The following is a 12,000-nucleotide window of genomic DNA, read 5'->3' on the forward strand; positions in this document are numbered from 1 at the left end:
GGGGGCCGCCCGCCACGGAGGACGGGGTCGATCCCTGAGACGCACGGGACTGCTCCCCGAGAGGTGGACTGGCCGGGCCATCTCACTGCGGGGGCGGATACTCCAGCCGCCGCGACACGTCCCGGGCGACGTCGCGCCCCACGAAGCGAGAGACGAGGTGCAGTCCGAGGTCGAGGCCTGACGAGAGCGCGCCGGCCGTGAGGCGATCGCCGTCGTCGACGACACGGGCGTCGACGACTTCTCCCACGAGCGGGCGGAACTCCTCGAAGCACGCGCGGTTGGTCGTCGCCCTCCGCCCCTCGAGGAGTCCGGCCGAGGCGAGCACCATGCCGCCGGAACACACGGAGGAGACCCAGGGGATCCGGGAGCCGAGGTCAGCGACCGCCTCCGGAAGGCGACCGGATCGCACCTCGGCCCACGCCCCCTCCGGAGCCCTGGTGAGCCATCCACCGCCGGGGACGAGGAGACCGTCCGTCAGATCGCCTGCGCCAAGCCGAGCCGTCGCTTCGACGCGCACGCCCTGCTGAGACCGGATCAGTCGAGGCCCGTCGAGGTGGACGAGCTCGACCTCGCACCCGGAAGCTATCAACGGCTCGAGGGGCCCGAAGGCATCCAGCAGATCGAACCCGTCGAAGATGACGATCTCTATGCGCATCTCCCCAGAGTAGGGCCGTGCGGGGAGTCGCGCCTGCCGTCCGGGACTTCCGGCACGAGCTGGGTCAGGCCTGGCGGCTTCGAGCCAGCAGGATGATGCCGACGATCGTGAGGACCAGGCCGATGAGCCCGGCGACGATGCCGATGATCGGACCGATGAGCATCGGCGCGGCGACCGAGAGCAGGTTGTACGGGCCGAGGTAGGCAGGCGCGTCCGTGCCCTCGCACGTGATCGTCACGGTGGTGTCCTCGAGAGCGGCGACGCCCATGGTCTGGGAGTACGCCACGCCGTCGCCGAAGGTCACCTCGCCCGAGGTGGGCACCGTGGTGACCGCGTTCGCCGAGGTGCCCTCCGCGGTGCAGGTCGTCGCGTCGGCGTCCTCCGCGGGGACGTAGAGGATAAGCATCTGGTTCGCGCTCATCTCGAGCTCGCCGGTGGAGCCCTCGATCACGGTGGGGCCGTCCGACGCATCGCCTCCCAGCGAGCTGAAGCCCCACACGAGCCCGCCGATGGCAGTGATCGGCGCGATGAGCACCAGCAGTGCGAGACCGATCAGCAGCGGCAGCAGCCCGCGGCGCTTGCGCGGCGGGGCCGAGTTCGGCGGCTGCGCGGGTAGTGGGCCCGAGGCCAGCACAGAGCCGTCTGCGGACGGGGACCGGTCCGAGCCCGGTGCCGCGGATCCGAAGGAGGATCCCCACTGGGGTGCGCTGTTCCCGGATGCTCCGTCGGCCGCACCGTAGGGACTGCCGGCAGCGCCGTAGGGACCGCCGGCCGAGCCGTGGGCCGGACCGTAGGCTCCGTCGGCCGCACCGTAGGCGCCGCCACCGGCACCGTAGGAGCCGTCGGCCGCACCAGGGGCCCCGTCGGTCGGACCGGGGGTCGTCGGTGCGGGGCGTCCGTACGTCGGTCGTCTGCGCGGGGCGGGCGTGGTGGACTCGCCGTCGGCCATCAGTACTCCTTCGGGGTGGGGCGCGCACAGGATAGCCGTCGAGTCTCCGAGATCCCCGGGCGGCGGCGATCAGGCGGCGATCAGGCAGGAACGTTCGGCTCGGACTATCAGCCCAGGCGGAGCTCCAGTAGGACCCCGGCGACCGCGGCGCCCAGCACCGCCGTGACGATCGGCGTCGCGACCCAGACCAGCACCATCGTGCGTGCCACGTTCCAGTGCACGTGTCGCGGCCCGCGGGCGACGCCGGCGCCCACGACGCTCGCGGCGAGCCCGTGGGAGGAGGAGACGGGGGAGTCGTGGCCGAAGATCGCCACCGACATGGCGATCACCGCCGAGGACTCCGCGGCCAGGCCCTGGGCGACGTTGAGGTCGGTGAGACGGCGGCCGATGGTGCGGATGATGCGGCGCCCGCCCAGCAGGGTGCCGGCCGCGAGGGCGACCGCGACCGCGCTCATCATCGCCAGCGATGCCCCGCCGGAGGTCCCGGAGACGGACAGCGCCACCACGATCACCGCGAGCGGCAGGCGCGCATCGCTGAGCCCGTGACCGGTGGCGACCGCCCCGGCGGAGACCGTCTGGGCGAAGCGCAGGTGGCCCACCCGCACCCGTTCGTCGCGGGCCAGGGCGAGCAGCCCTCGCATCAGCAGATAGGACAGGCCCGCAGCGAGCAGCGGCCCCACCACCGAGACCACCAGCATCGTGACCAGGCGATCCCAGGCAGCGGCCGCGCCGATCGCGAGCGAGGCTCCCACGGCGCCTCCGTAGAAGGCGTGCCAGGTGGACGACGGCATGCCGAACGCCCAGGTCAGAACCTCCCAGGTCAGGGTTGCGAGCAGGATCGCGACCAGGCCCGCACCGAGCACGTCCGGGGCGCCGGCCGTGGACTCGGTGAGCCGACCAAGGCCCAGCAGCTCGACCGCCCAGCTCGCCGTCACCGACAGCAGCATCATGCACAGCAGCGCGCCCAGCAGGTTGAGCAGGGAGGCCATCACGAGCGCCGTGGATTCACGCAGCGAACGGGTGGTGATGGCCGTGGAGACGGCGTTGGAGGCGTCGTGGAAACCGTTGTAGAACGCCATGACCAGCGCGAGCACGACCACCAGGACGAGCAGGGCCGGGGTCACTCAGGCGTCCTTGACCCGCAGCAGATCGGCGAGACGGGCGGTGCGCTCCTGCAGCTCGACGGTGCGGCGGATCGACTCGGCGATGTCGTGCAGGGGCAGCAGCTCGGAGGTGGCGCCGCCGCGGGAGTAGAGCTCGCCGAGCGCTTGGCGGACCAGCCGGTCGCCCTGGCGGCGCAGCTTGCGCATCTGGGGGTAGTAGTCGCCCATGTCCCGCACGCGGGTCAGCGTCCAGGTGGCGACCACCGTGAGCTCCGCGGCGCGCTCGATGCCCTGAGCGGCTTCGAGCAGCGGCTCGGGCACGGCCCCTACGCGGGAGAGCACCAGCAGCTCGGCCGTGTGCTCCATGGAGTCCACGGTGTCCGCGATGGTCAGCGCCAGGTCGTAGAGCATCTCCGCCTCGTACGGCGTGATGAGCGACTGCGCGAGCCGCTGGGCGATGCGATGGCACAGCTCCTCGGCGCGGGTGGACTGATCGTGCAGCGCGGGAGCCATGCGAGTGCGCTCGCGATAGCCATGGCCGAGCAGGCGGGAGTGGGTGTCTGCGCCTTGGACGAGAAGTTCGGCGAGCTCGCCGAACAGATCGTTCATCGAGCGTTCGCTCCGACGAGCGAAGAGCTGCACCACCTGTGGCCGCCTCCTCGCGCCCCGGTGGCGCTGTCCCCGCAGTCCGCACCCTCGGGTGAGGAGGGGCGACATGCTCCTGAAGTTGGTGCGTCGGACCGGGATGCGCCTGTCGGCGCGAAGGCCGCTCGAAGCGGCAGATGTTGGAGCCCGGGGCAACCGCGGCCCGACGCCCGTACATCGTAGGACACGGCGGCGGCATGCATCCAGCCGGGCCCCGGGGAGGAATGGCGTGTGCCACGTCTGCGGGTGGCGCGAGCCGTGCGGCGGGCGGGCAGCGGCGGGCGGCCGCACAGGGGCGCGAGCCTCACCGGGACGCACCGCCGGCGGAGGCCGCTCAATCCAGGCGACCGGCCTCCGCGTGCCGACCGGCCATGGCGAGCTCCTCGCCCGTGCTGAGCAGCCGTTCCGCCTGCAGGGTGCGGTCGGGGTCGCGATCGGAATCCGCCAGCTGAGCGGTGCCGTGGGCCAGGATGGTCGCGACCGCGCCGGCACGCGTGAGGGCGAGGCCGAGGTCGCCGACGAACGCTCCGCGCAGGATGTCGTCCATGGTGCGCTGGACGTGCATCACGTCCGGCGGCTCGGAGAAGCCCGAGAGGTAGCGCAGTCCCGGCACCGTCCGGGACCCGGCACGGTAACGACGCACCACGTCGTCCCCGCTGTGCTGCACCCAGGTGTGCAGCACGTAGAGGCGCCACAGGGCGCCGGGCAGGGTGCTCGCCGGGGAGCTGGACCACAGCGCGGCCAGATCGGACAGACCGTCCTGGGCGGCCAGGCGCAGCACACGCTCGACGACCTCGGGGTCGGAGCTGTGGAACACCCCGTGCAGCAGGGCCTGCGCCGAATCGTGGGCCAGGTCCGTCGAGGTGGAGGGGTCCGGCTCTCCGGGGATGGCCTCGGCGACCGAGTCGAACAGGGGTGCCGGGCGACGGAATCGAGGGCTGGAAGAACCGGAGGAGGCCATGTTCCGCACTGTACGCACCACGGCCGAGGGCGCGCATCGTACGAGGGCGAAGCTGTGCAACGGCTCATCACCCGCCGGGGCCACGGCTTCTCGCCCGGCCATGACCTTGTCGTCTGGCCAGGAACTTCTCACCCGACCATGGGAATCCCCTTCAGGCGGCGCGGGCCCCGCGACCGAGGGCCACTGCGCGATGGAGACCTGCGCGATGGAGACCTGCGCGACCGGGGCCACTGCGCGATGGGGAGTTCGGCCCATCGCCGGGCGGGGAGAGCGTCATTAGCCTGCGAACATGACGATTCCGCGGGATCTCGGCCCGGGACCGGAGGGACATCCTGTCCTGCCTGTCCTGCCCGATTTCCGGCGCAGCAGCGCGACGGTCGAGCGGATGATCGAGAACCTGGGACCGCCCGCAGCGCCATCGCCGGCGGGTCATGCCGCCGTGCGCCCGGTGGAGAGCCTGCGCCGGCCTCGTGTCCTGCTCCCGGCCGACGCGCTGCGGGACACCCTGATGCGGACCCTGGTCGCGGCGGCCGGTGGTGCCGGCGCGCTCGTGATGGCTGTCGCGCTCGTGCTGCTCGCCCTCACGGTCGACGCGGGGCGCGCCCCGGGCATGGGGCTGCTCCTGGTGATGCTCCCCCTGGGGGTCACCACCGCTCTGACACTCCTGCTCAGCGTGCGCTTCGCGATCGTGGCGCTGGCGACGGCGCGTGCCCGCGTGGAGATCTCCGAGCACGGCCTGCGCGTGGTCGGCGCCCTGAGCAGCCGCGACGTGGCATGGCACGAGATCAGTGCGGTGCGGACCCAGGTGGTCCATCCGGTGCACTGGCTGACGGCGACGCTGCGGCTGACGGATGGCACCCAGGTCGTCATGCCGGTCTTCGACCGCCCTGTCTGGACGTACGGCCGACGCTCCGGGCACGACCTCCGTACGCTGCGACGAGAGCTGCGCCGACAGCAGCGGCCCCGCCCCTGAGCGGAGGTACGCGATCAGGGGCGGGGCCGCTGGGCCTGCCGCAGGGACCGGAGTGCGCCGGTCGGGCCACGGCGAGCAGACCATGCCGCTCAGGCAGCGGTACCCGGGTCTCTGCTCGTGCCGTCCTCCCACAGCAGGCGCACGGTCTCGGTGAGCTCGCCGCGCTCGGTGCCGGAGACGGTGAGGATGCCGTCGGAGTCCAGCGGCAGGTGGCCGGATCGCCAGGTGCCGTCCTGCTCGACGTGGATCATCAGCGGGACTTCGTCCTCCGGGGCGGAGAGGTCCACGCGGCGCAGGGAGGCGGTGCGCTCGCGACCGTCGTCGAGGAAGGCGGTGACGATGTCCGCGACCGCCGACGGCACGTGCTGAGGATCCGGCAGGGAGGTGATGAGGAAGGAGTCCATCTCGTCCTGGGTGAGCAGGAGGACGGCCTGCCCGGCCTTGACCACGAACGCCATCCGCATGGCGTCGCCCTCGGACAGCGCAAGGCCCAGCCAGCGATCGGCCGAGGTGAGGATCCCTGCCACCACCTGGCCCTCCTCGCCCAGCAGCCACTGGCCGTCGCTCGAGCGATCCACCTTCCCGCGGGCGCGCAGCCCCGAGGTGACGGCCGCCGTCACGAACTCGCGGGCCTCCTCGGGGGCGCTGTGCAGTCCCACCTGCTCGCGGGAGAGCTGAGCGCTCTCGGTGGGTCGCAGGGAGAGCATGAAGTCGATCTCGTAGGCCGTGTAGATCGACTGCTCGTCCGTCGCGGTATCCGCCGCGGTCTCGCTCATGGGGCTCCCTGTGCGTCGTGGGTGTTCGCCCGCGCCGCGGAAGCGCTCCGGGCGGCGTCGGGCAGGTCTGCACCGAGCATGGCAGACCGGGGCGGGTCGACTCCACCGGATCTCGGTGCCCGGCGCCACCGGGTGCTGTCTCACCGGACGGGGTTCCTCAGCAGGTGCGGTCGCGCAGCCACTCCCGGATGCCGGCCATCACATGATGCGGCAGTGCGTGCTCGTTCTCGTGCCGCAGCAGGTCCGGGCCCTCCTGATCCGGCCAGTGCCGTCGGGCCCGACGGATCGGCTCCAAGCCCTGGCGGGCGCCGCCGTGGGTGCTCCCGGCGAGCAGGAGCGGGCGTGGCGCGATGAGGGAGAGCAGGTCGTCCGCCTCCTGGCGCTCCTCGTGCTCCGGTCCCTGGCCCGGAAACGGGACGTGGCCCGGGTGGGAGCTCTGGTCCGGCTCCGCGACGTCGGCGGCATCGAGCCGTGGCTCGTGGACGGCCGCGACCTCGATCCGCTCGTCGAGCGCCGCCAGGCGCAGCGCGAGACCACCGCCCAGACGGTCCCCGAAGGTCGCCAGTCGTGAGCCGTCCGCGAGCCCGGATTCCTGCAGGGCGGTCACGGCGAGCATGAGGTCCGCGACGCTGCGGCCGATGGGGCTTCCTCCCTGCTCGCGCTGGTGACGCGCGGCGAGGGGGCCGTAGCGCTCGGCGGCGCCGGACTCCTCGGCCAGCACCGGATCATGTGCGGCGATCTGCTCGAATCGCCAGGGCACGGCGAGGACGCTGTGGCCGACGGCGGCGAGCTGCAGCCCCAGGGCCGCCGCCGAGGGATCGAGATCGGCGAGCTCGGTGCGGGCCGTGGGCTCGGCGAACAAGGGCGGCGTGTCGTAGCAGGGGACCACCACCACGACGCCGGTCGAGGGCACGGACAGCGGCCGGTAGAGCTCGGCGACGAGGTCGATGCCATCGTTCCGGAGCTGCAGCTGGTGGATCGTGCCGCGCACCCCGGGATGCGCGGGCTCCCGGCTCACCCCGGGACGCCACGTGGCGTCGGGATCGAGCTCCGCTCCGAGGTGGCGTCGCCACCAGGAGCGGGGAGAGGTGACGGCGGATGTCGACAGTGACGGTGACGCGTGAAGGCTCGGCATATCCGATGGGGGTAGTGGCGGGTGGGTGACCTCGACACTATCGGACTGGCCCGGCCACGTCGGGGACGACCGGAGTTCGAGCAGCTGCTCGCCCCGGGACCGGGGCATGTAGCGGACAGGCGTCGGCCGCAGCACCTGGGACGATAGGCTCTCCGCATGTCCGGGAGCGATGAGCAGGAGAGCACAGGGGTGAGCGCCGTCGCGGATCTGGGCAGCGACAGCATGAGGTCCGTGTACCGGGATCTGCTGCGCTTCGGCCCCCGTTCGCGCAGCGAGCTCACCAAGCGTCTGGGGCTCTCGGCCCCCACGGTCACCCGCGTGACCCGTGACCTGCTCGAGGCGGACCGGCTGCACCCGCTCACCGCGGTGGTGCGCCCCAAGGGCCGCCCTCACGAACCCCTCGACATCGTCGAGAACCGCGGGCCCCTGTTCATCGGCGTCAAGGTCACGGCCGACGAGGTGCACACCGTCGTGACCACCGTGCGCGGCAACACCCTCGAGGAGCTCGTGCTGCCCCTGACGGGCACCACGGTGGACGAGCTGCTGGAAGCCATGCTCGCGCCCGTCGAAGCCATCATCGAGGCGCATCCGCGCCTGGCCGGCATCGGAGTGAGCCTGGGCGGACTCGTCGCGCGCCGACGCACCGTGGTCAACGCCCACCTGCTGGGATGGCAGCAGCCGGTCGAGCTCGCGGCCCTCCTCGAAGCGCGGGTGGGTCTGCCCGTGGTGGTCGAGAACGATCTGGTCGCGATGGTGAACGGCCTGCACTGGTTCGGCATCGGGCGGTCCTACGACTCCTTCGCCGTGCTCACCGTCGGCGCCGGCGTGGGCATCGGCACCGTGATCGACGGGCGCGTGCTCGAGGGACGGAATCATATGGCGGGCCTGACCGGCCGGGTCGTGGTCGGCCAGGACCCGCAGGGCAGTCCGCTCGCCATCCGGGATGTGGCCAGCACCGACGCAGTCGTGGCCCGGGCGCAGGAGCAGGGCGTGCTCGAGCCCGATCAGGGCATCGAGGAGCTGCGGGCGCTCGTGCGCGAGCAGGAGCCGGCGGCGCTGGAGGTCGCGCAGGACCTCGCGCGCATGGTCGCGCTCGCCGCGGCTGGCCTGGTGGCGGTCGTGGACCCCGAGGCGATCGTGCTCGGTGGCGAGAACGTCGACCTGCTGAAGGCCGCCCGGCCCGTCTTCGAGCAGACCCTGCGGGAGACCACGGCCCGCGGCCAGCGCGACCTCGTGGTGCGCACCCTCAGCGGGGACTTCGACGAATGGGCACGCGGCGCCGCCGTCATCGCCATCCAGGAGTTCGTGGGCGTCGCCCCGCGCACGACCTGACGGCCAGCGCCGCAGGCACCGTGCAGTTCCCGGTGCATCCTCGAACGGGCTGACGGCTCGAACGGCCTGATGGCTGGAACGGGCTGACGGCCGGCTCCAGGTCGCAGGAGTCGGCCGTCAGCCGGAGGTGCGCGCTGAGCGCCGAGGCTCACTCGAACAGGTCGTTTACCCGGTCGTTGTATGAGGCGAAATCGGCCCCGTCGATCCGGCGCATCCAGCACTGGTCGAAGGCCGACTGCATGGTCGTCATGATCGTGGCCGAATTCTCCACGAGCGGATACAGCCCCGTCTCACCGTTCTTCACCCGGTCGGTGAACGGAGTGACGTCCAGGCCCTCCGCGGCATACGACTCGATCGCCGCCTCGGTGCCGGCATCGGTCGAGGGGAAGAACGGGGCGCGCTCGCCGATGATCTGCTGCGCGTCGTCGGACCCCAGGAACGCGATCAGGCGGGCCGCCTCCTCCTTCTTGTCCGACTGTGAGGAGATCGAGTCCCCGAGTCCGTTGAACATCGAGACGGGCGTGCCGATCGGACCGGAGGGGAGCGGGGCGATGCCCAGCTCCATGCCCTCCATGTTGTTGAACGTGGTGATCATCCACGACCCCGCCAGGGCGAGCGCGGCTTTGCCCGACTGCAGCTGGGTCTGGGCCGGGCTGGAATCGCCGAAGACGCCGAAGGGTGGGAACAGGCCCTTGTCCACGAGACCGAAGTACCAGTCCATGGTCGCGGCGAAGCGCTCGTCGTCGTAGTTGAATCGGGTTCCCCAGGTGTCCGCATCCGTGAACGTCCAGCCGGTGGACAGGGCGAAGGCGGACCAGCTGGACTGGCCCGTGTAGTCGACCGCGGCGTCTGCCGCCATCCCGTAGCGGGCCACGTTCTCGGGGTCGAAGCCCTCCTCGTCACCGCGCACACCGTTCTCGTCCAGCGCCAGGCGGGCGAGCATCTTCTCGAACGTGCCGCCGTCCTCGGGATTCCAGTCGAGGTTTTCGAGGTTCTCGGGGGAGAGTCCCTCCTCCTCGAGCATCGTCCTGTCGTACATGACCGCGATCGTGTCGTAGTCCTTCGGCAGGCCGTACCGTTTCCCGTCCTGCCCGGTCCACAGCTCCTGCAGACCGTCCTGGAAGTGGTCCGCCGGGATCTCGTCGAGCGGGCCCAGGCCGTCCAGCGGGGCGATCACGCCCAGTTTGAGGAACTCCGGATAGCGGGCGAGGTGGTCGGCGAAGGCGTCGGGGCCGGACTCGGCCACGAAGCTCGCCGTCAGCTTCGTCCAGTAGTCGTCCCAGCCCAGCTGCGTGACGCGGACGAAGACATCGGGGTTCAGCTCCATGAAGCGATCGATCGCCGCGGAATAGGCGGGAAGCTGGTTCGCATCCCACAGCCAGTAGTCGATCTCGGTGGAGCCCGCCGGGCCGGAGGCGCTGCCGCACGAGGACAGGGCACCGGCGCCGACGGTGCCGACCGCGAGGGCGGCCGATCCCTGCAGCAGCCGACGACGGGTCAGCGCAGAGGGAGGGGTGGGGAGAGCAGTGCCTGCTCGGTGGATCGGGGAGTTCATCTGGGGCACCTCACTTGATCCCGCTGAAGCCGATGGAGTTGACGATCTTCTTCGCGAACAGGGCGAAGAGGAGCAGCATGGGTGCGGCCGCGACCAGGGTCGCCGCCATCAGCCCCGACCAGTCCGGGCCGGTGCCCGGCGCCTGGGCGCGGAAGACGCCCAGCGCCACGGTGAGCACCCGGGACTGATCGGTGTACGACACCATCAGCGACCAGAAGTACTCGTTCCACGCCGTCATGTAGGTCAGCAGCGCGAGCGTGGCCAGCGGGGCGCTGGACATCGGCAGGATCAGCACGAAGAACACGCGCGCCTTGCTCGCCCCGTCGATCAGGGCCGCCTCCTCGACCTCGCGGGAGACGTTGTTGAAGAACTGTCTCAGGAAGAAGATCGCGAAGCTCGAGATGAACAGGGTGGGCAGCATGATCCCCAGCAGCGTGTCGACCAGGCCGAGGTGCTTGATGAGGATGAAGTTGGGCAGCAGGGTGAAGATCTGCGGGATCATCAGCGATCCCAGGAAGATCAGGAAGACCGTGTCGCGACCGCGCCAGTGCAGGCGGGAGAACGCGTAGGCCGCCATCGCACAGGAGAACGTCTGCACGACGGTGACGGCGGTCGCGACGACCACCGAGTTCAGCAGGTAGCGCCAGAAGTTGATCGAGGCACCGCTGCCGCCCTGGGAGATCGCCGTCTCGACGTCCTGCAGGCCGAAGACCCGCTCGAAGCCGCCGGAGTTCAGCCCCACGGGCAGCAGGCTGCCCGGATCGGTGGCCAGGGCGTTGTTGCTGGACAGTGCCGTGCGCAGCATCCAGTAGAAGGGGAACAGGGTGATCAGCAGGAAGATCACCATCACGGCCCAGGCCGCGATCTTGCCCCACGGGATGCCGTTCTTCGGCTTCCGTGCGACAGGACGGTCCTGGTCCGCGATGCGCGGGGACCCGGCGGGGGCGGGATGCGTTGTCGTGGTCATGTGCTCTCTCCCGTCAGTCCAGGTCCGACTTGCCGGCATTGGTCATCCAGTACTGCGCGAAGGTGATGACCATGAGGATCACCAGCAGTGCGACGGACAGCGCCGAGGCGTAGCCGAACTGGTACTGGCCGAAGGCGTTCTCGTAGATGTACATCTGCAGCACCTTCGAGGCGTCGGCCGGGCCGCCCTGGGTCGTCACCGAGATCGTGTCGAACACCTGGAACGAGCCGATGATCGTCATGATCAGCACCAGCGCCAGGATCGGACGCAGCAGCGGCAGCGTGATCCGACGGAACAGCGTGAGCTCTCCGGCGCCCTCGGTGCGCGCGGCCTCGTAGAGGAAGGCGGGGATGGACTGCAGGCCCGCGAACAGCAGCAGCGCGGTGTAGCCCATGTGGCGCCACACGTTGACCAGCGCGACGGTGGGGATCACCCAGGTCTCGCTGGACCAGAACGAGATCGGGTCGAAGCCGATCCACTGCAGGAAGATGTTGAAGACGCCCAGCTGGGAGTCGAGGATCCACAGGAACACGATCGCTGCGACCACGTTGGAGACCAGATACGGGGCCAGCACCAGGGACCGCAGGATCGTGGACTGCGTGAGGCGCTGCATGAGCACCGCGATCAGCAGCGCCACGATCGTCTGGACCCCGATGTTGATCAGGACGTAGAGCACCGTGACCTTGAGCGAGTTCCAGAAGATCGGATCCGCGATCAGCTTCTGATAGTTCTGCAGCCCCACCCACTGCGGTGGGGTGAGCGTCGTGTACTCCGTGAAGGAGTAGTACAGACCGGTCAGCAGCGGCCACACGAGGAACACCAGGAGGCCGACCGTGGCGGGCGCGATGAACAGCAGCGCCAGCTTCGTATCGTCCTTCCGTCGGCGTCGTGTCGGGGCCGACCGCGTCGACGTCGTCGCGGTGGACATGGCTACCTTCTTTCGGTTCGA

Annotated in this window: 12 protein-coding genes; 2 read left to right on the plus strand and 10 right to left on the minus strand. The window is 70.6% G+C overall.

Annotated elements, in window-relative coordinates:
* Nucleotides 1-82: 82 nt before the first annotated feature.
* The 5 genes from CIK71_RS03565 to CIK71_RS03585 form a co-directional block, all read right to left on the minus strand.
* A complete protein-coding gene (locus CIK71_RS03565; protein ID WP_096163811.1) occupies nt 83-655 on the minus strand; it encodes a DJ-1/PfpI family protein in 573 nt (190 codons plus the stop codon).
* A 64-nt stretch (nt 656-719) separates the two neighbouring features.
* Nucleotides 720-1,604, minus strand: a complete 885-nt coding sequence (locus CIK71_RS03570) for a hypothetical protein (protein ID WP_096163812.1) — start codon at nt 1,602-1,604, stop codon at nt 720-722.
* 107 nt (nt 1,605-1,711) lie between these two features.
* Nucleotides 1,712-2,728: an inorganic phosphate transporter gene (locus CIK71_RS03575; protein ID WP_096163813.1), complete on the minus strand. Its 1,017-nt coding sequence runs from the start codon at nt 2,726-2,728 to the stop codon at nt 1,712-1,714.
* The gene (locus CIK71_RS03580) at nt 2,729-3,352 is read right to left on the minus strand and encodes a DUF47 domain-containing protein (RefSeq protein ID WP_176485527.1); all 624 of its coding nucleotides are present in this window, start codon (nt 3,350-3,352) and stop codon (nt 2,729-2,731) included. It lies immediately after the preceding gene.
* A 334-nt stretch (nt 3,353-3,686) separates the two neighbouring features.
* A complete protein-coding gene (locus CIK71_RS03585) occupies nt 3,687-4,313 on the minus strand; it encodes a hypothetical protein (RefSeq protein ID WP_096163814.1) in 627 nt (208 codons plus the stop codon).
* Nucleotides 4,314-4,602: 289 nt separating this feature from the next.
* On the opposite strand from CIK71_RS03585, the gene CIK71_RS03590 reads away from it, so the two are divergent.
* On the plus strand, nt 4,603-5,286 hold the full coding sequence (locus CIK71_RS03590) for a PH domain-containing protein (protein WP_096163815.1): 684 nt from the start codon (nt 4,603-4,605) through the stop codon (nt 5,284-5,286).
* Nucleotides 5,287-5,375: 89 nt separating this feature from the next.
* Here CIK71_RS03590 and CIK71_RS03595 read toward each other — a convergent pair whose 3' ends face one another.
* Together CIK71_RS03595 and CIK71_RS03600 are read right to left on the minus strand one after the other, a co-directional pair.
* On the minus strand, nt 5,376-6,062 hold the full coding sequence (locus CIK71_RS03595; protein WP_096163816.1) for a hypothetical protein: 687 nt from the start codon (nt 6,060-6,062) through the stop codon (nt 5,376-5,378).
* A 157-nt stretch (nt 6,063-6,219) separates the two neighbouring features.
* Nucleotides 6,220-7,080, minus strand: a complete 861-nt coding sequence (locus CIK71_RS03600) for an alpha/beta hydrolase family protein (RefSeq protein WP_096163817.1) — start codon at nt 7,078-7,080, stop codon at nt 6,220-6,222.
* A gap of 273 nt (nt 7,081-7,353) precedes the next feature.
* On the opposite strand from CIK71_RS03600, the gene CIK71_RS03605 reads away from it, so the two are divergent.
* Nucleotides 7,354-8,529 carry an ROK family protein gene (locus tag CIK71_RS03605; RefSeq protein ID WP_096163818.1) on the plus strand — a complete coding sequence of 392 codons (1,176 nt, stop codon included), beginning with the start codon at nt 7,354-7,356 and terminating at the stop codon, nt 8,527-8,529.
* Nucleotides 8,530-8,677: 148 nt separating this feature from the next.
* Here the strand turns inward: CIK71_RS03605 and CIK71_RS03610 are convergent, their stop codons facing one another.
* Genes CIK71_RS03610 through CIK71_RS03620 form a run of 3 tightly spaced genes read right to left on the minus strand, consistent with a single transcriptional unit; the run spans nt 8,678 to nt 11,979 of the window.
* Nucleotides 8,678-10,084 carry an ABC transporter substrate-binding protein gene (locus tag CIK71_RS03610; RefSeq protein WP_096163819.1) on the minus strand — a complete coding sequence of 469 codons (1,407 nt, stop codon included), beginning with the start codon at nt 10,082-10,084 and terminating at the stop codon, nt 8,678-8,680.
* 10 nt (nt 10,085-10,094) lie between these two features.
* On the minus strand, nt 10,095-11,051 hold the full coding sequence (locus CIK71_RS03615; RefSeq protein ID WP_096163820.1) for a carbohydrate ABC transporter permease: 957 nt from the start codon (nt 11,049-11,051) through the stop codon (nt 10,095-10,097).
* Between the two features lie 13 nt (nt 11,052-11,064).
* Complete coding sequence (locus CIK71_RS03620) at nt 11,065-11,979, minus strand: carbohydrate ABC transporter permease (protein ID WP_096163821.1); 915 nt, start codon at nt 11,977-11,979, stop codon at nt 11,065-11,067.
* Nucleotides 11,980-12,000: the final 21 nt, after the last annotated feature.

It is taken from the genome of Brachybacterium alimentarium (genome assembly GCF_002332425.1).
GTDB lineage: Bacteria > Actinomycetota > Actinomycetes > Actinomycetales > Dermabacteraceae > Brachybacterium > Brachybacterium alimentarium.

Excerpts from the sequence above, each read along its gene's own strand:
- CIK71_RS03565 (WP_096163811.1), bottom strand. The coding sequence starts at position 655 with ATGCGCATAGAGATCGTCATCTTCGACGGGTTCGATCTGCTGGATGCC.
- CIK71_RS03570 (WP_096163812.1), bottom strand. The coding sequence starts at position 1,604 with ATGGCCGACGGCGAGTCCACCACGCCCGCCCCGCGCAGACGACCGACG.
- CIK71_RS03585 (WP_096163814.1), bottom strand. The coding sequence starts at position 4,313 with ATGGCCTCCTCCGGTTCTTCCAGCCCTCGATTCCGTCGCCCGGCACCC.
- CIK71_RS03590 (WP_096163815.1), top strand. The coding sequence starts at position 4,603 with ATGACGATTCCGCGGGATCTCGGCCCGGGACCGGAGGGACATCCTGTC.
- CIK71_RS03595 (WP_096163816.1), bottom strand. The coding sequence starts at position 6,062 with ATGAGCGAGACCGCGGCGGATACCGCGACGGACGAGCAGTCGATCTAC.
- CIK71_RS03605 (WP_096163818.1), top strand. The coding sequence starts at position 7,354 with ATGTCCGGGAGCGATGAGCAGGAGAGCACAGGGGTGAGCGCCGTCGCG.
- CIK71_RS03610 (WP_096163819.1), bottom strand. The coding sequence starts at position 10,084 with ATGAACTCCCCGATCCACCGAGCAGGCACTGCTCTCCCCACCCCTCCC.
- CIK71_RS03615 (WP_096163820.1), bottom strand. The coding sequence starts at position 11,051 with ATGACCACGACAACGCATCCCGCCCCCGCCGGGTCCCCGCGCATCGCG.
- CIK71_RS03620 (WP_096163821.1), bottom strand. The coding sequence starts at position 11,979 with ATGTCCACCGCGACGACGTCGACGCGGTCGGCCCCGACACGACGCCGA.